This window comes from Mycobacterium kansasii ATCC 12478, assembly GCF_000157895.3.
Taxonomy (GTDB): domain Bacteria; phylum Actinomycetota; class Actinomycetes; order Mycobacteriales; family Mycobacteriaceae; genus Mycobacterium; species Mycobacterium kansasii.
Genome location: NC_022663.1, coordinates 1,289,767 through 1,312,577 on the forward strand (window position 1 = coordinate 1,289,767; position 22,811 = coordinate 1,312,577).

The window sequence follows — 22,811 nt, forward strand, 5'->3', positions numbered from 1 at the left end:
TCTATGCGTCACCCGGCATGGTGGCCGCCATGACCGAATCCCCTCATGCCGTGATCAGCCGGCTCGCCGCCGAGTTCGATGCTTTGTCCCGCCAAATAGCCCGCGTCTCCGGCGAACTCGGTCAACTCGACCGGCTGATCTCCGATTCACCCGCCGCACGCCAGCCCGCCCCAACACCACCGCAGCCCGTAGCACCGTACTGGCAGTCGTACTGGCAGCACTGGCAACCCGCGGCGCCGGCACCGCCACGCCCGTTCGCTCCGTCACCACCTCAGCACACACCTGCACCCGCTCCGGCACCGATGCGGCCGGCTTCAGACCGCGAATCCGGCTGGATCGGCAAGCTGCTGGCCGTCGCCGGGGTGGCGGTGACGCTGATCGGCGTGGTGCTGCTGCTCGTCCTCGCCGCGCAGGCTGGCCTGCTGCGGCCGGAGATCCGGGTCACCGGTGGCACCCTTTTGGCGCTCGGGCTCGTTGGCGTGGCCACCTGGTTACGCAACCGCCCCGGCGGACGGATCGGCGCGATCGCGTTGGCCGCCACCGGTATTGCCGCCGCCTACCTGGACGTCATCGCCCTCACCACCATCTACAAGTGGGTGCCGGCGCCGGCCGGGCTCCTGCTCGCCGCGGTGGTCGGCGGTGCGGGTCTGGCGCTGGCTCGGCGGTGGGACTCCGAACATCTGGGTCTGCTGGTGCTGGTGCCACTGATCGGTCTGGCGCCCGTCATCACCCGCGGTGTCGACATATTGTTGGTCAGCTTCATGCTGGCGCTCTCGGCCGCCGCGCTGCCGGTACAACTGGGCAAGGACTGGATCTGGCTGCACGCTGCCCGGATCGCGGCCACCACGCTGCCCCTGCTGGTGGCGCTGATGTCGGTCCGACACGACGGCGCCTGGGTGATCGGTGCCGCCTGCGGAATCGCCGCGATCCTCGCGATCGCCAGCGGCCTCGTCGTGCTACCGGCTATCAGCAATACCGCCGCATTGGCGGTACTGACGGCGGCCGGGACCCTGCCCGCCCTGGCCGCTGGAATGGCAGTCGATCGCGTAATGGCCGCGGTGCTGGCAGCCGCCCTGGCGTCAGCCATGCTGGCGATCGTGCTGGTCGGCACCGAACTGCCCATGATCGCCAGACAGGTTTGGTCGGGGTGGTCGGCGATTTCGGCGCTTGTCGCCGCTACCGTGGCCTTCGACGGCTACGTCGAGGGCCCGGTGCTGCTCTCGCTGGCTGTCATCGTCGCCATTGCCGGTCGTGGCGATGCGGTAGCACGTTGGGCCGCAGCAGGATTCGGTGTCATTGGGACGGGCCTGTGCTACAGCTATGCGCCACTCGGTGCCTTGCTGACCGCTACCGTGATGCCGACCTCGATTGCGGTGTCCACTCTTGCCGCCAGCCTGCTCGTCATCGCCGCCGTGTTCGCGATAGCACGAGCGTGCGCAGGTGTGCAGGATTCCGACACGAGGGCGATCCTCAGCGTGGTTGCCGGGATGCTGGTCGTCTATGCCTTCACGGCGTTCACCGTGACCGCCGGTGTACTTTTCGGCGGTACCGATGTCGGGTTCCTGGCCGGGCACTTGATCGCCACTGTGTGCTGGATCGGCATGGCGGCGGCGCTGTTCGGCTATGCGCTGCATCACGCCGGCCGGGAAGACCGCACGGCCCCGATCACTGCCGGACTGGCGCTTACGGCCGCCGCCACCGCCAAACTATTCGTGTTCGATCTGGCGACCCTGGACGGCATGTTCCGGGTGGCGGCATTCATCGTCGTCGGTCTGGTACTGCTGGGCATGGGTGCCGGATACGCCCGCAGCCTCGCTCGCTGACCGAGCGCGAGCACTCTAGGGTGACTCGAGAATGGCCACCGCGGCGGCGGTATCCCCTTCGTGGGTCAGCGAGACATGGATGGTCACGTCAGCCAGGTGCTTGGCGATTTCGCCGGTTAGCCGCACCCGCGGCCGGCCCCACATGTCGGTGACCACCTCGATATCGCGGTGGATGTCCTCGGGCAGCATGGGCCGCTGCGCGAACCGCGAGCCGGACCAGGCCTTGATCACCGCCTCCTTGGCGGCCCAGCGGGCCGCCAGGTGCCGTGCCGCCGACGAACTCTTGTCCGAGGCGTCCCGCCGCTCACCGGGGGTGAAGGTCGTCGCGAACACCGTTCCGGGTTGGTCGACCTGCTCGGCGAAATCAGGAATGGAGACGAGGTCGATCCCCACACCGACGATGCCCATGGGTCGCCACGCTAACGGATGATCGAAGTCATCCGATAAATGCCTCGCCGTCGCCCAGCCTGGCGACCGGATTCAGCAACATCGCGGCCTCCTGCGGCTTCTCCGGCTGATGGTGGTCGAAACGGCGGTCCGCGGGCCGCTCGTACATCGGCGTACCGCCGGCAATTGCCGCGGCCAGACGGCGCCGCCCGGCCAACAACCGCGCGTCGGCCCTGCGCTGGTAGTCCGCACGTTGCGCGGCATCCAGCGACGCGATGAAGGCCTGCGGGTGCACGAGTGCGATCAGGCCCGACACGTGACCGAACCCGAGACTGGTCACCAGCCCGGCCTTGAGCGGGAACTTCCCGCCCAGCCGCAAGGTCTCGCGGACCCACACGAAGTGCGCGGAGCTCGCCAGATCGTCGTCGACGCAATCCAGACTGCGGTTGGGCGGAATGACGCCGTCGCGCAGGATCTGGCACAGCCCCATCATTTGGAAGACCGCGGCGCCGCCTTTGGCATGGCCGGTGAGGCTCTTCTGCGACACCACGAACAGCGGGGCGCCTTCGGAGCGGCCCAGCGCGTCGGCGAGTCGCTCGTGCAGTTCGGTCTCGTTGGGGTCGTTGGCCAGCGTCGAGGTGTCGTGCTTGGAGATCACCGCGATGTCGTCAGCACCCACGCCGAGCTTGGCCAGCGACCGCGCCAGGACCGAATCCCGGCCACCGCGGCCGGCTCCCAGCGCCCCGATACCAGGGGCCGGGATCGAGGTGTGCACACCGTCTGCGAAGGATTGCGCGTAGGCCACCACGGCCAACACCGGTAAGCCCATCTTCAGGGCCAGGTCGCCGCGGGCCAGCAGGATGGTGCCGCCACCTTGAGCTTCCACGAATCCGAGCCGCCGCCGGTCGTTGGGCCGGGAGAACTTCGAGTCGTGGATACCCCGGCCGCGCATCATCGAGGTGTCCGCCGTGGCCGCCATGTCACCGAAGCCGATGATGGCCTCCAGTGTCAGGTCGTCGAACCCGCCGGCCACCACCAGCTCGGCCTTGCCCAGCCGGATCTTGTCGACGCCCTCTTCCACCGACACTGCGGCGGTCGCGCAGGCGCCGACCGGGTGGATCATCGCGCCGTAACTGCCGACATAGGACTGAACCACGTGCGCGGCAACGACATTGGGCAGCACTTCCTGCAGGATGTCGTTCGGCTTGTTCCGGCCCAGCAGGTTTCCGTGGTACATGGTCTGCATCGAGGTCATTCCGCCCATGCCGGTGCCCTGCGTGTTGGCCACCAGGCTTGGGTGCACCCAGCGCATCAGGTCGGCCGGCGTGAAGCCGGCGGACAGGAACGCATCGACCGTCGCGATGATGTTCCACAACGCCACCCGGTCGATCGAGGCGGCCATGTCCTGGCTGATTCCCCACACCGTCGGGTCGAACCCGGTGGGGATCTGCGCCCCGACGGTCCGCGACAGCTTCGTCTTGCGCGGCACTCGGATTTCGGTGCCCGCCTTGCGGATAACGTGCCAGTCGGCGGAGTTGGGCACCGGCCGGATGACGGTGTGCTCGGGGTCGAACTGGACGAACGCCCGGGCCTCGGCCTCCGTAGACACCACGAAGCTGAAGTCCTTGTCCAGGAACACCGATACCAGCAGCGGCGACGCGTGGTCGGGATCGATCGCGCCGTCGTCAACGAACTCGCGAATTCCCACTTTTTGCACCACGGCGTCGTGGTAGCGCTCGACCAGCTCGGCCTCGTCGACCAGCTCGCCCGATTCGGTGTCGTACCAACCGGGTTGCGGGTCGTCTTCCCAGCGGATCAATCCGGTGGTCCAGGCCAGCTCGAGAACACCGGCCGCCGACAGTTCGTCGTCGACCTCCATCTCGAAGCGGGTGCGCGACGAGCCGTAGGGGCCCAATTCGGCGCCTCCGACGATCACCACCAGATCGGCTGGGTCGACGTCGATGTCGGCCCAATCCGGCGGCGGCGCCGGAGTGTGCGCGCGCGGCGGCGATGGCAGCGCGGCGATGATGCCCGGCGCCGACTCCTCCTGGACAGCCGACGCGTCGGAAGACATCTGCTCACGCGCCTTGGCGGCCAGTTCAGCCATGTCGAGATCGGCCTCGGCCAGGCCTCCCGTCAGGTCCGCCTTGATCGGCGAACTGGCCGCGGCGACTTTGGATTCCACGTCGCATAGGCCGAGCAGCAGCGCCGCCATCTCGTCGGTCGAGTAGGTGGTGACACCAGCCTCCTCGACGGCGCTGACGATGGCGTCGTTGTGGCCCATCAGCCCGGTGCCGCGGGTCCAGCCGATCAGGGCGTGCGCCAGGCTGACGCGGGTCGCCCACGAAGATTCGGCGTGCCAGCGGCTCACCACGGCATCCAGCGCCGACTTTGCTTCACCATAGGCGCCGTCGCCGCCGAACATCCCGCGGTTGGGTGAGCCGGGCAGCACCACGTGCAACCGCGACGCGATGTCACGCTCGGCGCCGATGGTCGACAGGCCGCCGATCAGCCGCTGCACGGCCCACAGCAGCACCTTCATTTCCATCTCGGCACGCGAGCCGGCCTCCGACAGATCGCCGACGACACGGGGCGCCGCGAACGGGAACAGCAGTGTCGGAGTCTGCGCGTCCTTGATGTGAATCGACTGTGGCCCAAGGCTTTCCGTCTGCTCGGTGCCAACCCACTCGACCAGCGCGTCAATATCCGCGTAGGACGCCATGTTGGCCGCGACCACCCACAACACCGCGCCGTAGCGGGCGTGGTCGCGATACAGCGTGCGGTAGAACGCCAGTCGTTGGTCGTCGAGCTTCGAGGTGGTGGCGATGACGGTGGCGCCGCCGTCGAGCAATTGTGCCACCACTGACGCCGCGATCGAGCCCTTCGACGCGCCGGTCACCACGGCCACTTCGTCGCTGCAGGGTCCGGGGTCCGGGTTCTCGGCACCGGCGGCGATCCGGCCGTACAACGACGCGTGGATCTGCCGGCCCGCGGCCAGCGACTTGCCCTGCCACCAGGTGGCCTGGGTCGCCACGACGTGGCCGGTACCCTCGAAGCGCTCGGACAGCCGCGCCCAGTCGGCGTCAATGTCGCCTTCGTCGGTCAGCCACAGCTTGACCAGGTCTTCGCGGGCACTGGCCCAGCGGTCGTCGAAGACGACGGACTTCTTGGCGTCGAACACCGGAGCCACCAACCGCGGCCAGTCGGCGCCCAATTCGGCAGTGACCAAGTCGATCAGCTCGGCGTCGGTCGCCGCCGCGGGCACGGTCACCGGGTCGTCGAGCCCCAGCTGGCCCAGCACCAGGCGAGCCGCCGACGCGAGCACCCCGTCGGGACCGGTGATCTGATCGGTGAATTCGCTCAGCGCGGCCGCGTCGACGGTGGCGCCGCCGGAACCGCCCGCAGACGGCAGCGCCACGGCGACGCCCCGACGCGCGGCAACCGAGGCGACCGCGGCGTCGATCACCTTGTCGACGGACGCGGCATCCGCCAACGCACCCTCGTGCAGGTTGCCCAGCGCACTGCCACGGACGCTGGTGCCCTCACGGGTTCCCAGAGCGACTTCGACGGTGACGTGTTTGGCCCAGCCGTCACCGAGTTCCCAGGTCTTCTTCACCCGCTCCGCGATCGCACCCGGCCGCTTGCCCGAGGGCCCGAGAACCGTGCGCAGCTGATCGTTGATCGCATCGGAAAGCACTGGGCCGTAAGGCTTGTAGGTGCGCGCCAGCTTGGTGACCTGCGCCCGCAGCCCGGCCAGATCGGCCTCGGCGGCGCCGTCGATGGCGCCCAGGTTCAGCTCGGAGCCCAGGTCCACCAGCAGCTGGTTGCGCCGAGACGACGCGCCGTCGGTGATGGATTCGATGGAGTCGAGCTCTTCGATCTGGTCGATGCGCATCTTGGCCGACAGCGCGATCAGCGCCAGCGTGGCATCGGCGGCATCGAAGGCGATGTCGTCCGGCCGAGCGGCACCCGAAGGTGCCAGAGGCGCGGGAGCCGGTGCGGCAGAGGCAGTTCCGGCCGGCTCAACCGACTCTGCCACTTCGCCGATGGGTTCGTCGGCTTCGGGCTCCGGCTCGGGGTCGGTGTCGGTAGCGAACAGCACCGCGGCATCACGCTCGGCGTTGAGCACTTCCACTGTGCTGTGGGCGTATTCGGGCAGCTTGAGGGTATTGGTCGCCAGGCCCGCCACCGTCGGCGAGGTCTTCACGCCGATCTCGACGAACCGCTCCACTCCCAGGCCACCGGCCGCCTCTTCGATGAACAACAGATCCTGGGTTTCGATCCAGCGGACCGGGCTGGCGAATTGCCAAGCCAACAGCTCGATCAGGACGACGCGGGCCAGCTCGCGGGGCCGTTCCCGGCGCCAGGTGTCGTAGTCGGCGAGGATCTCGTCGAGCGGTTCGGCCGGCACCAGATCCCGGATCTCCTGGATGAAGTCACGATCCAGGGTGAACAGCCGTGGCACCAGGTTGGGGATGTAGCGCCCGATGATCACATCCGGGTCCTTGTCGCGCGGCATCACGCGGTCCAGTGAACGCCGGAAGTCCGCCACCCCGACCCGCAACACCCGGGAGTGGAACGGCACGTCGATACCGGGAACCAGGATGAACGAACGGCGCCCACCGGTGAGCTCACGGCGCCGCTCCACCTCGGCCTCGAGCGCCTCCAGACCACGCACGGTGCCGGCAATCGCATACTGCGAGCCACGCAGGTTGAAGTTCACGATCTCCAGAAACTCACCCGTACGCTCGGCGATCCCGGCGACGAAGGCCGGGACATCGGCGTCGTCGAGATCGATCTGCGACGGCCGGATCGCCGCCAACCGGTAGTTGGAGCGGCCCAGTTCGTCCCGCGGCACGATGTCGTGCATCTTGGAGCCGCGGTGAAACACCATCTCCAGCAAGGCTTCCAGCTCGTAGACGCCGGTGACGCAGGCCAGCGCGGTGTACTCGCCGACCGAGTGGCCACAGGCGATCGCGCCCTCGACGAAGGCGCCCTGCTCGCGCATCTCGGCCACCTGCGCGGCCGCGACGGTGGCCATGGCGACCTGGGTGAACTGCGTCAGGTACAACACGCCGTCGGGGTGGTGGTAGTGCACACCGCTGGCGATGATGCTGGTGGGGTTGTCCCGGACCACGTGCAGCACCGAGAAGCCCAGCGTGTCGCGGGTGAACCTGTCCGCGGTATCCCACACCTTGCGGGCCGCCTTGGAGCGCGCCCGCACTTCCATGCCCATGCCCTTGTGCTGAATGCCTTGGCCGGGGAACGCGTACACCGTCTTGGGTGCGGCCAGTCGCGCGGTCGCCGACATCACCAGGTCGGAGCCGATCCGCGCGGCCACTTCCAGAATCTCTGCGCCCCGGTCGATTCCGACGCGCTCGACGCGAAAGTCGACTTCGTCGCCCGGATGCACCATACCCAGGAAACGCGCGGTCCAGCCGATCAGCCGGGCCGGCGGACGGGCCTGCCCGTCGGTGGCGGTCACCACGTGCTGGGCTGCGGCCGACAGCCACATGCCGTGCACGATGGGCGATTCCAGGCCGGCGAGCAGCGCGGCGGCCCGGTCGGTGTGGATGGGGTTGTGGTCGCCGGACACCACCGCGAACGGGCGCATGTCGACCGGCGCGGTCAGGGTGACGTCACGGCGGCGGCGGCGCGGCGTGTCGGTGGCGTTCTCCGACACCGCACCACCGGCCCGCACCGGGTCGACGAGCTCGGCTGCCCCGGTTCGGCCGAGGATGGCGAATCGCTCGTCGAGGACGGCGATCGCTTCGCCGCCAGGCCCGGCGACCGTCACCGAGACTGGCACCACCCGGCCCACCTCGGTGTCGCGGGCTTCCGAAGCCGTTGCGGTAACGGTCAATTGGGTGGGCGCCGCGGGCAAAGTGCCGACCATGCGGACCGCATGATCAAGATGCACCAGATTGAGCAGGCCTTCCACCACGGGCACACCGGTGTCGGTAACCGCCGATCCGATCGCCGCGAAAACAGCCGGCCAGCACAAACCGACCAGCGCATCGGGAACGGTGGTAAGGCTGGGCGCCAACGGCTCGCCGAAGGTCGCGGTGACCCCGGTGTGGTCGGCGACCTTCTCCGGGTCCCAGTCGACGGTCACCCGGGCCACGCCGTCAGTGACCGGCGGCAGCAGCTCCGGCCCGTCGGCACCGGCTGCAATCGCCAGCACCGAGCGCATCGCGGTAGCGGCGTCCTCGGTCGAGACCACCGGGATACCGCCGTCGACGGTGTTGGGCGGCAGGCTGAACCGGATGTCGATCCAGGTGCCCGACACCGGCACGCTCAACGCCACGTTTTCCCCGTCGATCTGGAGCCGGGATCCGGTGGAAGAGTGTGTGGCACGGGGGTTTTCGGGTCCGTCGTGTACCTGCCAATCGCTTGGGTCGGCGATCCGGTGCACGGGATTGATCGCGGTGCGGCCGGCCCACAGCACGTCGGGCGCGTCGAGCACGACGGCCAGGGGTCCGGTGGCGTCGGGGCGGCCCAACCGGCGCGACGTGACGTCCCTGACTTCCCCGTCGGCGGCCAGCACTTCGTCGATGGCGGCCTGCTCGAAGCGGTCCAGCAGCTCACCCACCGGCTCGTCCAGGCGGGTGATACCGGCCACCGCCGCCGGGCCGGGGATGATGCACACCTGGTCGGCGTCGTAGCGGGCATCGTGGGCCTGCCACAACGAGTCACTTCGCCACCAGCGCCGGACGTCCTTGTCGATCACCGGCACGAAGTTCACCGGCTTGCCAAGGGTCTTGCACAGGGTGACGAAGAAGGGAACGTCGGCCGGGTGCAGCTGGACGGTATCGGCGTCCGGATAGCGGGCAAGCAGCGCGGCGATGGCCTCGGTCGGCTTCTCCAGCAGCGCCGGGTCGGTGAAGACCGTTTCGATAGGGCCGAAATCCTTTGGATGCAAGCGGGCTTCGGCGCGCTGGAGCATCTGCTCGAAGCGGTCGCGCCAGGTGTCGGCCAGCCAAGGGCTGTCCGGCCCCAAGACCCCGGCGGTGTCGGCGGTCGAATTGCCTTCGCCGATGGTCAGTTCCACGTAACGGCGCAGCCACTGCAGGTAGGTCATCTCCGCGACGTCGCCGAAGTAGGGCTTGGCGGTCTTGGCCATGGCGGCGATGATCTCGTCGCGACGCTCCGCCACCGCGTCGGCGTCGCCGGCGACCTCGTCGAGCAGCTGGCCGCACCGCGACGCGGAGTTGTCGATCTCGTGGATGTCGGCGCCGAGTTGGCTGCGGCTGGAAGCCATGCCGCCCCGGGCCTTTCCGGCGCTGATCCACTCGCCGGTGCCCTGGGTTTCGACCAGCATGCGCTTGACCGAGGGTGACGTGGTGGACTCTAGGGTCGCCATCGCCGCGGTGCCCACCAGGATCCCGTCGATCGGCATCAACGGGAAGCCGTAGGACTGCGCCCAGCGACCGGACAGGTATTCGGCCGCGCGCTCGGGGGTGCCGATGCCGCCACCGACGCAGACGGTGATGTTGGCGCGCGAGCGCAGCTCGGAGTAGGTCGCCAGTAGCAGGTCGTCAAGGTCCTCCCAGGAATGGTGGCCACCGGCGCGGCCGCCCTCGACGTGCATGATTACCGGCTTGGTCGGTACCTCGGTGGCGATGCGGATCACCGAGCGGATCTGCTCGATGGTTCCGGGCTTGAACACGACATGGCTGATCCCGATGTCGTTGAGCTCGTGGATCAGGTCGACGGCTTCCTCGAGATCCGGGATGCCCGCGCTGATCACCACACCGTCGATCGCCGCGCCGGACTGGCGGGCCTTCTGCACCAGCCGCTTGCCGCCGACCTGAAGCTTCCACAGGTACGGGTCGAGGAAAAGGGCATTGAACTGGTAGGTCCGGCCCGGCTCCAGCAGACGCGACATCTCCTGGATGCGGCTGTGAAAGACCTCCTCGGTGACCTGCCCGCCGCCGGCCAGCTCGGCCCAATGCCCGGCGTTGGCCGCGGCGGCGACGATCTTGGCGTCGACGGTGGTCGGCGTCATGCCCGCCAGCAGGATCGGCGACCGTCCGGTAAGGCGGGTGAACTTCGTCGAGAGCTTGATCCGGCCGTCGGACAGGCGGACCACGGTCGGCGCGTAACTCGACCAGGCCCGCGCCACCTCGGGCGTGGCCCCTACGGTGAAGAGGTTGCGCTGACCGCCGCGGGTCGCAGCGGGCACGATGCCGATACCCAGGCCACGGATCACCGGCGCGGTCAGCCGGGTCAGGATGTCCCCTGGACCCAGATCAAGGATCCAGCGCGCACCGGCCTCGTGGACGCGGGTGATCTCGTCGACCCAGTCGACCTTGCGGACCAGGATGGATTCGGCCAGTTCCCGGGCCAACGCGATGTCGAGGCCGACCTTCTCGGCCCAGCTGCCGACGATGTCGATGCCGTCGCCCAGCCGCGGCGTGTGGAAGCCCACCTCCACCCGTACCGGCTCGAATACCGGCGCAAAGACGTCGCCGCCACGGACCTTGTTCTTGCGGTCGGCTTCCTCCTTCTCCGAGATCTGACGGCAATACAGTTCGAAGCGCGAGAGCTGCTCGGGGGTACCGGTGATGACGACCGAGCGCCGGCCGTTGCGGATGGACAGCACCGGCGGCAGCACCGTGCGCACGTCCTGTGCGAAGTCCTCGAGCAATCGCTGGATGCGCTCGGGGTCGGCGTTGGTGACCGACACCATCGGTGGACGATCGCCGAGCACCGAGATCCCGCGCCGGCGCGCGACCAGCGTCCCGGCCGCGCCGATCAGCTGGGCCAACGCCAGCAGCTCCACGTCGCGAGCGCCACCGGCCTTGAGCGCCTCGACCGCCAGCACCCCCTGGGAGTGCCCGGCCAGGGCAACCGGCGGGGTGGCAACGAGGTCCATACCCTGGCGTGCCAGGGCACGGATGGCGGCTATCTGGGTGAGCAGCACGCCCGGCACCGACACCGCGGACGACGTCAGGTGCTTGTCCAGCGGGACCGCGTCTTCGGCGGCCAGCGCACGTACCCACTGCAGCGGCTCGAAGCCGATCGGGCGAACCACGACCAGCTCTTTGGCAACCGGCTCGAGCAGCAGCTCCACCTCACCTGCCAGCGCGGCCAGCTCCGATTCGATCCCGGCCGCCGAAACCAATTCCTCGAGCGTCTCCAGCCAGGCGCTGCCCTGGCCGCCGAACGCGACCGCGAACGGCTCACCGGCGGTCAGGCGATCGACCAGAGCATGGGCGCGATGCGGGCCAGTCCCGTCGTGGTCAGCTGACACCCGGTCGTGCTCGTGGATCGTCACCGTCTTTATCTCCTGTATGCGCCTGTACGTGTCGGTTCGTTCGGCCGGCCCGGACCGCCCCTGCGGGGCCTCGTGAACTCCGGCCGATTCCGCATCGAATCGCAGCCGGAAAACGTCTGACCGGTGCGTTGTCGGCGGGCCGGCCCGTGGACCGGGTGGCGCGACGGACTGCATCGGCTCTATAAGAGTGTCATAAGGATCAGTCCACTTTTTTGACGCCGCTCGGTTACTGGCGAGTTCTACGCGCGGGTAACCACGCCATCGGTAACACCTGCTTTCACCGTCGGCGCGGGCGCGCGGACCAAACGTCCTGCGTGCAGGTGGTTACGGTCGAGTAGCTCTAACTGCGCTGATCAAGGCAGTATTGTTACCAAATCGTTATGTTGAAATTGGGTGCTGCGCCCGGCCTGTGACGTCGCATCGGCCGTAGCGCCGCGCAATCGGCGCATTTTGCGCTGCTTCGATCTAAGCGAACGAGTGTTTGCTGGAGCTGCGCCGCACACGGGGCTTGACGGGGCCTGACGGGACGGAAAATTAGGCCCACTGCCCGAATTGGGGCTTGAGGATCTCGTTGACATCCACGCCGACTCCGCCGACTTTGCGTTTGTCGATCTCCACCTGGTGCAAATTGGCGGCCGGATGCGTGAACCCCTTCGGCGAACCCCAGTTGTGCTGCCAGAAATAAGAGCCCAACCCGTCCCGCACCGCCCAGTCGATCGTCTTGGAGTTGGCGTACACACCGGTGCGCTGATGCCCGATCACCGACTCCCAGGACCGCAGATATGGCGCGACCTGGTTCTTGTACTGCTCGTATGACGGATCGTCGTCGATCGAGGCATAGATGGGGGCGCTCACCGGACCGCCCGCCGCGGCATGCAACTCCATGCCCCGCTTGGCATGCTGAACACCTGCAGCTGCACCGCCCAGCCAATCGGACGTGCTGCCCTTGCCGAATTGGTAGCACGAAACGATCTTGAGCCCGTTGCTGCTCAGATCGCGGGCCTCACCGAGTTGGATCGGCTTGCCCAGCATCCAGGTACCCCCAGGTCGCCGATCCGACACGTACCTGATCGCACCCACCGCCCCGGCGGCCCTGATCTGGCTGGCGGGGATGACCCCGGCCGAATAGTCCAACAAGGTGCCAAGCGAACCCGCCGATGCCGGCGCGGCGCGCAGCGACGCGGCCGCGATGCCAAGGCCCAGCAGGCCGGGCACCGCCGCCGCGTACTTGAGCACGTCCCGACGCGAGGCCTCCACATGCCACAGAGTACGACACCGGCATCAATTGGCTCATTGAGCTCGCCAGTCACATCTGCATCACAATGTCACAACAGAGGTTTGGGCGACGGGTCGGCAGCCGATTCTTACTGTCAATGCAAAGTTAGTAAAGTTAGAGGCGAGCAGACCGCACTCGATCGCAACGGGGGTCGCGATGGATCACCACCAGCTCATCGACCTCACCCGCCGTGCCCTGAAGCTCGCCCGCGACCAGACCACGGACCTGGCACCGCGGCAGCATACGGTCCACGCGCGGGAGTACACCTCCCTCGAGCGCCACGAACGCGACCGGGCCATGCTGATGTCCAGCCCGCAACTGGTCGGCTACGTCTCCGAGCTGCCGCGGCCCGGCTCGTATTGCACCAAGACGGTGCTGGGGCGATCCGTGCTGCTGACCAGGACGTCGGACGGCTCGGTGCGGGCCTTCGACAATGTCTGCCTGCACCGGCAGGCGCAGGTGGCGACCGGATGTGGCACCGCGAAGCGGTTTAGCTGCCCCTACCACGCCTGGACGTATGACAACAGCGGGCGATTGGTCGGACTGCCGGGTCGGGAGGGCTTTCCCGAGATGACGTTGAAGGACGACGGCTTGACCAGGCTTCCGGCCACCGAATTCGCCGGCTTTCTGTGGGTTGCACTGGACCCGGGCGCCACCCTGGACATCGCAACCCACCTGGGACCGCTGGCCGGCGAACTCGACTCATGGGGAATCGGGCACTGGTCCCCACTGGGCGAGAAGGTGCTCGACTCGCGGATCAACTGGAAGCTGGCGATCGACACATTTTCGGAGAACTACCACTTCGCCACGGTGCACAAGCAAACCTTCGCCACCATCGCCCGCAGCAATTGCACGGTTTTCGACTCCTATGGACCGCACCACCGATTGATCTTTCCGCTGAACACCATCATGGAGCTGGACACCGCGCCCGAAGACCAGTGGAATCCGTTCCACCACATGGTCGTGATCTACGCGCTGTTTCCCAACATCGTGCTGTCGGTGACGATCGCCAACGGCGAGCTGTTCCGCGTTTACCCCGGTGAGAAGCCGGGCCGATCCGTCACCGTCCACCAGAACTCCACCGCGCTGGACATCTCAGATGATTCGGTGGCCACCGGCGCCCAGGCCGTATTCGAGTACGCACACGCAACGGTCCGCGACGAGGACTATCGACTGGCCGAGTCGTTGCAAGCCAACCTCGAATCGGGCGCGCGGGAGCGACTGGTGTTCGGGCGCAACGAGCCGGGGCTACAACACCGTCACCTAGCATGGGAGCGCGCGCTCGACGCGTTGCGCCGAGGCTGAAGATTCGCAGCAAAAGGTCGAGAAGACTCCTGCCAAATTACAGCTTCGCCGCGGGAATCTCCTGCGCCAGCGAGCCGATCAGCGCCTCGAGAACTTCACGAGAATCCTGATCACAATCGTCCGGAAGCGCTGCTGATCCCGTCCGCAACATCTCCAGGGCCTCCCCGCGACGGCCCGAAAGCACCACTGGTGCAACGCGTTCCACCAGGGCGGCCAGCTCCGGCGTCGGTGGCCGAGCATTGGCGACGGTAGCGGCCAGCACGTCAATCAGCTCCCAGTCGCGATACAACGCCAATGATCGCTCGTAGAACGCGAAGGCGGTCACCGGCTCACCGTGCAGCATGCCGCGGTAACGGTAGGGGCCCTCCATGTATTCGATCGGCAGGCCGTGGGCCGGCGCGGCCACGAGCGGCTCGCCGGTGAGGTCCAATTGCATTGCAGCGCTGGTAATCCGGTGGCGGTCGGGCATATAGCGGGCCGGCCGGACCGGAGGCAACAGCGGCCGCACGGAATCCGGCCACCGGACATAGCTGAGGATAGTGACCTCGATGTCCTCGGCGCATTCCGGCGCCCGGCCGGGATCGGGATAGCTGGCCGTCAACCCGGTAAACGGTTGCACCGCATTGCCGTTCATACGGTCGAACTGTCTCCAGATGCTCATGTCGACACCATTGTCGAAATGGATGGTGCGCCATTCGTGCGACCGGCCCCGTGGGTCTCCCCCGCCACCGGCATACGTCGGGAACCACTGCCGGTCGATATGCCCGGCCGTACCCGTGACCTGTTCGCTCGCCTCGCCCCAGCACAGCGTTCCGGTCATCGTCATTCCGGTGTGGAAGTAGGAGTGGGTGTCGGGCTGGCCGAAGCAGACGATCTTTCCGTTGTAGGCCGACGCCCCCACCGGGGTGGGCGCGCGCGTGGGCGTCACCGCCAGATCCAGCCGCATCAAGCGACCGGCCTGATCGGTTCCCACCAGACTGACCCGGTAGGTGTAGGGCAACAACTGTCCATCGGCGTCATGGCAGGTGGTCCACGAGACGGTGCCGGCGCCGCTGCGGTATTCGAGGTCCAGGTGTCCCGCTGCAGCCGACAGCTTGGGCTGGGCGCCGGGCGCCATGCTGGCCGGCGGCATGTCGTAGTCGGTGTAGGTGCCGTACTCGCCGGTGTCGAGGTCAAACAGCGCCAGCGTGTAGAAGTCGGCGACCACCGAGCCACCGGGCCGGTTCTTGTTGAAAATGGTCAGGAACGCAAACGACCGGCTGGTACCGGCTGTGTCCAGTTGGCCCGCGAGAAACCAGGTATCGGATTCCTGGTCGGCGTGGACGCCTTCGGCGGCGGGAAACTCCAGTGCGCTGTCACCATCGACCAGCTGGAACGGGTAACTGCGCCAGTCGCTGCTCATGTCAAGCCTTCCCAGGCGCCATGCCACGCTTTTTCGCTATGTTAGCATCAATAGCAAAGTTACCTATCGTCTGCCCCGAGGGGATGTCCGATGACGGCAGAATCCCCGCAACACCGCTATGACGAACTGTTCATCGGCGGGCGCTGGCGCAAACCCACCACGCCGGAGCGGCTTTCCGTCATTTCGCCGCACTCGGAGCAACCCGTGGGCGAAGCACCGGCGGCTGGTCCCGGCGATGTCGAGGCGGCCGTGGCAGCCGCGCGGCACGCGTTCGACCACGGTCCGTGGCCGCTGCTGGATCCGCACGAGCGGATGAGCAAGATCGAGCAGCTCGCCGCGATTTACACGCGACACCTCGGCGACATGGCCGACCTGATTACCGCGGAGATGGGGTCGCCGCGCAGCTTCAGCCGGCTGGGCCAGGCGGCTGGTGCGGCGTCGATGATCCATCTGGCGCTGGCGGCCGCCCGGGACTTCCCGTGGGCGGAACGCCGGCAGGGCGTGCTCGGCGAGGCCCATGTGCGTCGTGCCCCCGTCGGCGTCGTCGGCGCCATTGTGCCGTGGAACGTGCCACAGTGCCTGATCATGCCCAAGCTGATTCCGGCGCTGATCGCCGGCTGCACCGTCATCGTCAAACCCGCGCCCGAAACTCCTTTGGACGCTTTGTGGTTGGCCGAGATGATCGAGCAGATCGAACTGCCCGAGGGCGTCGTCTCGATACTGACCGGCGGACCCGCTGTCGGCGAGGCGCTGGTGCGCCATCCCGGGGTGGACAAGATCGCGTTCACCGGCTCCAGCACCATCGGCCGCCGGATCGCCGGAATCTGCGGAGAGCAGCTGAAAAGGGTCAGCCTGGAACTGGGCGGCAAGTCGGCGGCAATCATCCTCGACGACGCCGACCTCGACAAGACGGTCGCCGGATTGAAGACGGCCGGCCTGATGAACAACGGCCAGGCCTGTGTCGCCCAGACCCGCATCCTGGTCAGCGAACGCCGTCACGACGAAGTCGTCGACGCCTTGGCCGACATGATGGCGGCGCTGCACGTCGGCGACCCCGCTGACGAAAAGACCGACATCGGGCCACTTGTCGCCCGCCGCCAACAGCTTCGGGTTCAGGACTACATCAGATCCGGGCGGCAGCAGGGCGCGTGCATCGTGGTCGGCGGTGACGACAGCCCGGCCGACCGTGGTTGGTACGTGCGGCCGACGCTGTTCACCGGCGCGACCAATGACATGCGCATCGCGCGGGAGGAGATATTCGGACCGGTGTTGACCGTTCTGACCTACCGTGACGAAGAGCACGCGATCCGGATCGCCAACGACAGCGATTACGGCTTGGCCGGTTCGGTCTGGACAGCCGACACCGCCCACGGCCTCGAAATCGCCGCACGGATCCGGACCGGCACCTACGGCATCAACATGTACATGCTCGACATCAGCACACCGTTCGGCGGCTTCAAGAAGTCGGGCATCGGCCGCGAATTCGGGCCAGAGGGCCTAGCCGAATACGCCGAGCTGCAATCGGTGCTGTGCAACGGAAAAATGCCACCGCTCAATGTCATTGCGGCAGCTGCAGGGTGATCTCCACGGGACAGCACAACCCGCCGTGTTGATTGGCCACCTCGACTCGGAGGTCGACCAGATAACGCGGCGGGTCGACACTTTCGTCACACCGCTTGGCCACCACCCGGGCCCGCCCCACCATGGTGTCGCCGGCATAGATCGAGCCGGCCAGCCGCATGGAACGGCGTACCACCCGGCTGCCCGGACCCGCCCAGTCGGTCGCGATCCGGTCGGCGAATCCCGCGAGATGCATGGTGTTGACGAAAATCGTTGGATTCCCCTGGCTTTGGGCGTACTCCGGATCGAAATGGCCCGGAAAATAGTCCCAGGTCGCCCCCGCGTTCTCCACCACGCGCTGATAACTGATCTGGTCGACGACCTCAGGCAGCCCGAGCGGAACGGTGATTTCGTTCCAAGTCAGATCGGTCATGATCCCGGCCCAGGTGTGAAGCGGAACAGCGTATTTCGCGATGTGGCGACCACCGCACCGTCCTGGCGACGGTAGGTCTCCAGCGTCTCGACGAAATGACCGACCCCGAGCCGGGTCCGCTTTTCCGGGGACACCGACACCAGCTCCTCGACAACGGTGAGCCGGTCACCCTCGACGATGGGTCGCAGGAACTCGGCATCGTTGGCCGCGTTGACGAATGTGGTGCCCGGCAACGGCACCCGCAACGCCAACGATGCCGCGGGAACCCGGCCTCCCGGTTGCCAGGGAGGCGGAATCAGCCAGCCCATCAACAGCGCCGGCGGAGCCAGCAAGCCGCCCCACCGCCGCCGGGCGTATTCGGTGTCCCAATACGACCGGTTACCGTCACGGACCATGGCGGCGAAGAGCTGAATGCGCGCGCCGCTGACCACGGTCGCGGCGGTTCGCGGTTCCGTAGTCGCGCCGACCATCTGCAGCGCATCCTGATAGCTGCCGAAGGCCAGTTGGTAGGTCACGTTCAAGGCCGGATTACATGACGAGCGGGTGCCGGCTCGGTACCGAATCCCATTGCAGTGCCCGGGAAGTGAAATACCAACCGCCGCGTTCGTAGATCAGCTGATCGCGGAATGTCCCGGTGGCTCGCAGCGCGGTGTCGCCATGCACGCGCGCAAAGAGCAGAGCGACACAGCACTGCGTCGCGTCGACGCCGTCGACGTGGATCTCATGGTCGACGGTGACCAGGCGTTGCCCGTCGCCGCCGTCGAAGGCCGCTCGCGGATCACCGAATGGTTCGCCGTCACGGCTATAACTGGCACCGGAATGACGGAAGGTGGCAATCCAGGCGTCGCGGTCACCGTCGGAATAAGCCCGATTGTGCCGGGCGGTCAAATCCAAAATGGCAGCGCGGCCCGTCGCAGCGTGCAGCATCTGCTGTTCTTGATAGGACAACGCCATTGTGCTCTCCAGCCACACTCGCGGGATGTTGGGACCGACTGACGTGAGACTACGTTAACTTATCGGCTGACTTGGTAGCCATGCCTTTCGCGATCCCATGCTGCCGGTGTTAAACCCCTGGCACGCAATAGATCTTTACGTATTCGTCCGATTCCGTTCTTCGGGAGTTCATCGACCGTCTCCACAAATCGCGGCACGCAGAAGTAGGGCATGCGGGCAGCACAATAATCGAGCAACTCCGCGCAGTCGATGACGGCACCGGGGCGAATGGCGACGAGCAGCAGGATGTCGTCCTCGCCCACGTCGCTGGGGATGCCGACGGCCGCGGCCTCCAGCACCGCCGGATGGCCTGTCACGACGGTCTCCACTTCCACCGAAGAAATGTTCTCGCCGCGTCTGCGTAGCGAATCCTTGATGCGATCCACATGGGTCAAGTTCTGTTCGTTGTCGAATTTGCCCAGGTCTCCGGTGTGAAACCAGTCCTGATGTGGATCGACCGGCAAGCCCGGCGCCTCCTGGCTTACGTACCCTTCGCTCATCACGTGCGGATATCGAGGCCGGCAGGTGATCTCTCCAACCATTCCGGCGGGTAACGGGTTGCCCGTGTCGTCAACGATGCGCACCTCGAAATTCGGGTTTGGATTGCCCGATGTCCCCGGAACGCCGTCGTCGGCAACGCCCTTGACGGTAAGGGGAAATGCCTCGGTCAATCCGTACATCGTGACAACGCGGCAGCCATAACGCCTTTCGATCTCGCGGTAGGCGTTCGCGCTAATCGGTGCGGCGGAGATGAACCGCAACGGCAGCTCGGCGTCACGTGGATCCGGGGGGAGATTCTGCAGCATCGACACCATCGCGCCGGCGCCGACGAAACCGACGGCGCCATGCGCGCGCACGTCGTCCCAGACCTCGCTAGGATGAAATTCGTTGGCGAGCACCGTTGTTCCGCCGACCAGCATCGGGGCCAGCACAATGGGCGCCGCGCTCAGATGAAACAGTGGCATCGCGGTCCAGAGCACCTCTCCCGGGCCGAATCGCCAGGCCGATGCCACGGTGGCGGCCACCGTGAACAGGTAATGCCAGCTCGTGGCAACGGCTTTCGACGGCCCGGTGGTCCCCGAGGTGAAGAACAGCGATGCCACCTCCGCGGCGCCGAGGCTGCGGTCCGGGGTGCCGCCGGCATCGCGGCTCAGCGCCGAGCTCAGCGAATCTCCCAGCACCACAACTTCCTTCAGTGTGTCCAGCCGGTCGGCGATGTCCTCGATGCGGTGTTGCCGCTCGGGGTCGGTGAGTATCATCGTGGCCCGCGACAGCCGCAAGGTATGCAGCAAGAAATCGCCCTTGTTGGCCGCGTTCACCGCCGCGCTGACGGCACCGATTCGCGCCGCGCCCAGCCAGAAGTAGATCCATTCCGGGCACGTTGCGGTGAACAGCGCCACGGTGTCACCGCGACCGACTCCGAGGCCGGTCAGCATGCTCGCCGCAGCACAGGACCGCCGCCGCACGTCCTCGAAAGTGACGTCGATGCCGGCTACCGACAGCATCACCCGATCGGGATGCTGCATGGCGCGGCGGTCGAGCACATCGGCAACGGTGAAGCGATCGACTCCGAAATCGGAGGGCCCCGGGGGCCTGCTCACATCACGCCTTCGCAGCCGCCGGGTCGGGCTTGCCGTCGGCGGTGTACCCGAAGTCCTCGGCCGAGGGCTGTGCCCCCGGGTAGAAGCGGTGCGCCCAGCGCCGAAGGGCCGCATAGTCGTGGGCTTCTTCCGGCGCCAGGTTCGGCTTCTCCAAGTACTTCATGTTCTCCCAGGTGAAGAAGTCCTGTTTGATGACTTCCTGCTGCAAGGCAAGGAACTTCGCGGCGCGACCGGTGGGCACGTCGCCGGTGTCACCGGGCTCGCGGAGGGAGGCCTGGGTGTAGAAGTAGTCGGTGTAGTCCTCGTCGACCGGTGTCTGTCCGGTCACTTGGACCGTGCCCACCAGCTCGTTCGGGAAGCGCACGAGACCCAACCCCAGCGAATAGTTGTCGTAGATGATCTTGGCGTCGATCGGGCCGTTAGGGGTCAACCAGGTCGTGGGTCTGCCGCCGCCGAAGTGGGCGTTCACGGTGGCGTGCAGGTGGTAACCGGAGACCTCGAACGACGCGGTGGTGGCCGGGTTGGCGGCCTTGTGCACGTACTGCACGTGATACGGGTCGGCGGCATTCTCGATGATCATCTGCGGATGCACCTTGACCCGGTTGAGCATCCGGCTGTGCGGGTGCAGCGGGTAGTATTCGTTGGTTTCCAGCTCCGGCAGCACCGGCGGTTGCCAGTACGGCGCCCGGCCGTGGCGTTCGTGCCAGACCAGGATGAAGCCGTACCACTCCATGCTCGGGTAGCTGCGGATCCGGACGTTGTTCTTGCAGCCGATCTTGCTGTAGGGAATCAGCGCGTTGGTGCCGTCACCGCGCCATTGCCAGCCATGCCAGGGGCACGCGATGTGTTCGCCCTCCACCGTGCCGCCGACACCCAGGTTCGCTCCGAGGTGCTGACAGTAGGCGTCCAGCACGTGCGCCCGCCCCGAAGCGGTGCGGAACAGCACCAGCTCCTCGCCGAAATAATGCGCACGCTTGACATCGCCGGGAGCCAGGTCAGAGGCGAACGCGACGATGAACCATCCCGTCGGGAACCGGTACGACGACAGCGCAATCCCGCTCGCACCGAACTCTCGTTCCGACGGATCCTGGGCCGATTCGGAAGCCGAGCCTGAAATGGTCTGCGTCACGAGATCTCCGTTTCCCACGCGGCCGAGCGGCAACCAGGCCGCGTCTGACTCACCGTGGTTCGACGACTAGGTCTATTTTTACTATCTTAGGGATTGAACGTCAACGGGGATTTAGCGGGTAGCCGGTGGTGCCCCGGACTGCTGCGCCGGCTGGCTTCCGCCGAGGCTCCGGCGGGACCCTTGTCGCACAACGGTTTTGCCGTAAGTTACCCTTCCCGATGGCATAGCTTCGCCAGTTGCACGATTACGGGGATTCCGCAGCATCCTCGTCTTCGTCTGTGCGGAGGAGTTTTCTGGGGTGGTGCATGTTGGTGCGGGGTTGGCCGCGATCGAGGTGGGTGGGGGTGTCCATTCGCTGTCGCCGTGGTGTTTTTGCGGGTGGTCCAGCCTTTGTCGGCTGGTGGGTGGTGGCCGCTGCAGGCGAAGGTGAGTTGGTTGACGTCGGTGGTGGGTGATTGGGCGTAGGGAACGACGTGATGGACCTCGCAGAAATAGCCCGTGACATCACAACCCGACGCACTGCAGCCACGATCTCTGGCGTATAAGACGATTCGCTGCCCCGGTGCGGCCAGCCTTTTGCTGTGATACAGCGCCAACGCCTTACCCTTGTCGAACACCGCTAGATAATGGCGGGCGTGGCGGGCCAGCCGGATCACATCGCTCATCGGCAAGATCGTGCCGGCGCCGGTCAGTCCTTGTCCGGCAGCGGCTTCCAGCTCGGCCAGCGTGGTGGTCACGATGATCGAGGCGGGTAAGCCGTTGTGCCGACCCAACTCTCCCGACGCCAACAGGGCGCGCAGCCCGGCGGTAAGGGCGTCGTGGTTGCGTTGGGGGGCTGAGCGGGTGTCGGTGTCGATGGCCTCTTGACTGGGAGTGCCGTCCACAGAGAGGGTTTGGGATTCGGGGTTGCCCATGCCCGGGGCGGCCAGCTTGGCCAACACGGCCTCTAACGTGGCGCGCAGCTCGGGGGTGATCAGCCCGCGCAGCTCCGACATGCCATCGCTTTGCTGATTGCCTAACGTCAGGCCGCGGCGGCGGGCGCGGTCCTCATCGCGGTAGATGCCATCGGGGTTGAGACAATCGGCGATCGTGGCCGCCAACCCGGCTAACTGTTCGGGGCGAAACTGACTACCCTGGCGGGCCAACTGGGCTTCGGCGCGCTCCCGGGTGGCCTGGTCAATCCAGGCGGGCAGCTGGTGGTAGAAGCGTCGGATCACCTGGATGCTTTCGCCGCCCAGTTTTCCGTCGCGTTGGGCCGCGGCGGCCCCGGCCAACACCGGGGCGATCGGCTCCCCGGTCAGCCCGCGCCGCGGCCCCAGATCGGCGGCGGCCTTGATGCGCCGGGCGGCCTCGGTGCGGCTGATCAACGCCCAGTCGGCGATCGCATGCGACAGCTTGCCGCCCAGCTCCTCGGCGCTGGCCTGGCGGGCCAGGTGGTTGATCAGCTGATGCTCAGCCACCGGCAGCCGTCGGCGCACCTTTTCACACCGCTCCACCAACGCCAACCACTCCGGAGTGGTCAACGCATCAAAGTTCAACTCCACCAACCTGTCGACCGCGGCGTCGAGTGCATCCAGGGCCGCCGTGACCGTCTCCCGATCCACGACACCGCCCGAGCTCAT

Annotated in this window: 12 protein-coding genes and 1 pseudogene; 3 read left to right on the forward strand and 10 right to left on the reverse strand. The window is 66.8% G+C overall.

Translation table 11 applies throughout. From position 1 onward, the window contains the following. The first annotated feature begins 29 nt into the window (after window positions 1–29). Window positions 30–1,823, forward strand: a complete 1,794-nt coding sequence (locus MKAN_RS05510) for a DUF2339 domain-containing protein (RefSeq protein ID WP_036392908.1) — start codon at window positions 30–32, stop codon at window positions 1,821–1,823. A 15-nt stretch (window positions 1,824–1,838) separates the two neighbouring features. Here the strand turns inward: MKAN_RS05510 and acpS are convergent, their stop codons facing one another. The 3 genes from acpS to MKAN_RS05525 form a co-directional block, all read right to left on the reverse strand. Beyond that, on the reverse strand, window positions 1,839–2,231 hold the full coding sequence (gene acpS, locus MKAN_RS05515; protein ID WP_023366014.1) for a holo-ACP synthase AcpS: 393 nt from the start codon (window positions 2,229–2,231) through the stop codon (window positions 1,839–1,841). 28 nt (window positions 2,232–2,259) lie between these two features. Next, complete coding sequence (locus MKAN_RS05520; RefSeq protein WP_036445427.1) at window positions 2,260–11,490, reverse strand: type I polyketide synthase; 9,231 nt, start codon at window positions 11,488–11,490, stop codon at window positions 2,260–2,262. 534 nt (window positions 11,491–12,024) lie between these two features. Continuing rightward, the gene (locus MKAN_RS05525) at window positions 12,025–12,747 is read right to left on the reverse strand and encodes a DUF1906 domain-containing protein (protein ID WP_023366018.1); all 723 of its coding nucleotides are present in this window, start codon (window positions 12,745–12,747) and stop codon (window positions 12,025–12,027) included. Window positions 12,748–12,922: 175 nt separating this feature from the next. On the opposite strand from MKAN_RS05525, the gene MKAN_RS05530 reads away from it, so the two are divergent. Then, a complete protein-coding gene (locus MKAN_RS05530; protein ID WP_023366020.1) occupies window positions 12,923–14,071 on the forward strand; it encodes an aromatic ring-hydroxylating oxygenase subunit alpha in 1,149 nt (382 codons plus the stop codon). Between the two features lie 37 nt (window positions 14,072–14,108). On the opposite strand, the gene MKAN_RS05535 is transcribed toward MKAN_RS05530, so the two are convergent. Then, complete coding sequence (locus MKAN_RS05535) at window positions 14,109–15,473, reverse strand: hypothetical protein (protein WP_023366022.1); 1,365 nt, start codon at window positions 15,471–15,473, stop codon at window positions 14,109–14,111. A gap of 90 nt (window positions 15,474–15,563) precedes the next feature. Between MKAN_RS05535 and MKAN_RS05540 the strand changes: the two genes are divergently transcribed. Further along, window positions 15,564–17,054, forward strand: a complete 1,491-nt coding sequence (locus tag MKAN_RS05540) for an aldehyde dehydrogenase (RefSeq protein ID WP_023366024.1) — start codon at window positions 15,564–15,566, stop codon at window positions 17,052–17,054. Here the strand turns inward: MKAN_RS05540 and MKAN_RS05545 are convergent. The 6 genes and pseudogenes from MKAN_RS05545 to MKAN_RS05570 form a co-directional block, all read right to left on the reverse strand. Beyond that, window positions 17,032–17,466: a MaoC family dehydratase gene (locus MKAN_RS05545; RefSeq protein ID WP_023366026.1), complete on the reverse strand. Its 435-nt coding sequence runs from the start codon at window positions 17,464–17,466 to the stop codon at window positions 17,032–17,034. The genes MKAN_RS05540 and MKAN_RS05545 overlap by 23 nt on opposite strands. Then, the gene (locus tag MKAN_RS05550; protein WP_080674201.1) at window positions 17,463–17,936 is read right to left on the reverse strand and encodes an FAS1-like dehydratase domain-containing protein; all 474 of its coding nucleotides are present in this window, start codon (window positions 17,934–17,936) and stop codon (window positions 17,463–17,465) included. Before MKAN_RS05550 ends, MKAN_RS05545 begins: the two co-directional genes overlap by 4 nt. Window positions 17,937–17,994: 58 nt before the next feature. After that, window positions 17,995–18,420: a nuclear transport factor 2 family protein gene (locus MKAN_RS05555; RefSeq protein ID WP_023366030.1), complete on the reverse strand. Its 426-nt coding sequence runs from the start codon at window positions 18,418–18,420 to the stop codon at window positions 17,995–17,997. 59 nt (window positions 18,421–18,479) lie between these two features. Then, a complete protein-coding gene (locus MKAN_RS05560) occupies window positions 18,480–19,985 on the reverse strand; it encodes an AMP-binding protein (protein WP_225722914.1) in 1,506 nt (501 codons plus the stop codon). Between the two features lie 76 nt (window positions 19,986–20,061). Then, window positions 20,062–21,189, reverse strand: coding sequence for an aromatic ring-hydroxylating oxygenase subunit alpha (locus MKAN_RS05565; RefSeq protein WP_036392905.1), 1,128 nt, complete (start codon window positions 21,187–21,189; stop codon window positions 20,062–20,064). Between the two features lie 244 nt (window positions 21,190–21,433). Continuing rightward, window positions 21,434–22,811, reverse strand: a pseudogene (locus MKAN_RS05570) (HNH endonuclease signature motif containing protein).

Excerpts from the sequence above, each read along its gene's own strand:
- MKAN_RS05510 (WP_036392908.1), top strand. The coding sequence starts at position 30 with ATGACCGAATCCCCTCATGCCGTGATCAGCCGGCTCGCCGCCGAGTTC.
- acpS (WP_023366014.1), bottom strand. The coding sequence starts at position 2,231 with ATGGGCATCGTCGGTGTGGGGATCGACCTCGTCTCCATTCCTGATTTC.
- MKAN_RS05530 (WP_023366020.1), top strand. The coding sequence starts at position 12,923 with ATGGATCACCACCAGCTCATCGACCTCACCCGCCGTGCCCTGAAGCTC.
- MKAN_RS05535 (WP_023366022.1), bottom strand. The coding sequence starts at position 15,473 with ATGAGCAGCGACTGGCGCAGTTACCCGTTCCAGCTGGTCGATGGTGAC.
- MKAN_RS05540 (WP_023366024.1), top strand. The coding sequence starts at position 15,564 with ATGACGGCAGAATCCCCGCAACACCGCTATGACGAACTGTTCATCGGC.
- MKAN_RS05545 (WP_023366026.1), bottom strand. The coding sequence starts at position 17,466 with ATGACCGATCTGACTTGGAACGAAATCACCGTTCCGCTCGGGCTGCCT.
- MKAN_RS05550 (WP_080674201.1), bottom strand. The coding sequence starts at position 17,936 with ATGGTCGGCGCGACTACGGAACCGCGAACCGCCGCGACCGTGGTCAGC.
- MKAN_RS05555 (WP_023366030.1), bottom strand. The coding sequence starts at position 18,420 with ATGGCGTTGTCCTATCAAGAACAGCAGATGCTGCACGCTGCGACGGGC.
- MKAN_RS05560 (WP_225722914.1), bottom strand. The coding sequence starts at position 19,985 with ATGCAGCATCCCGATCGGGTGATGCTGTCGGTAGCCGGCATCGACGTC.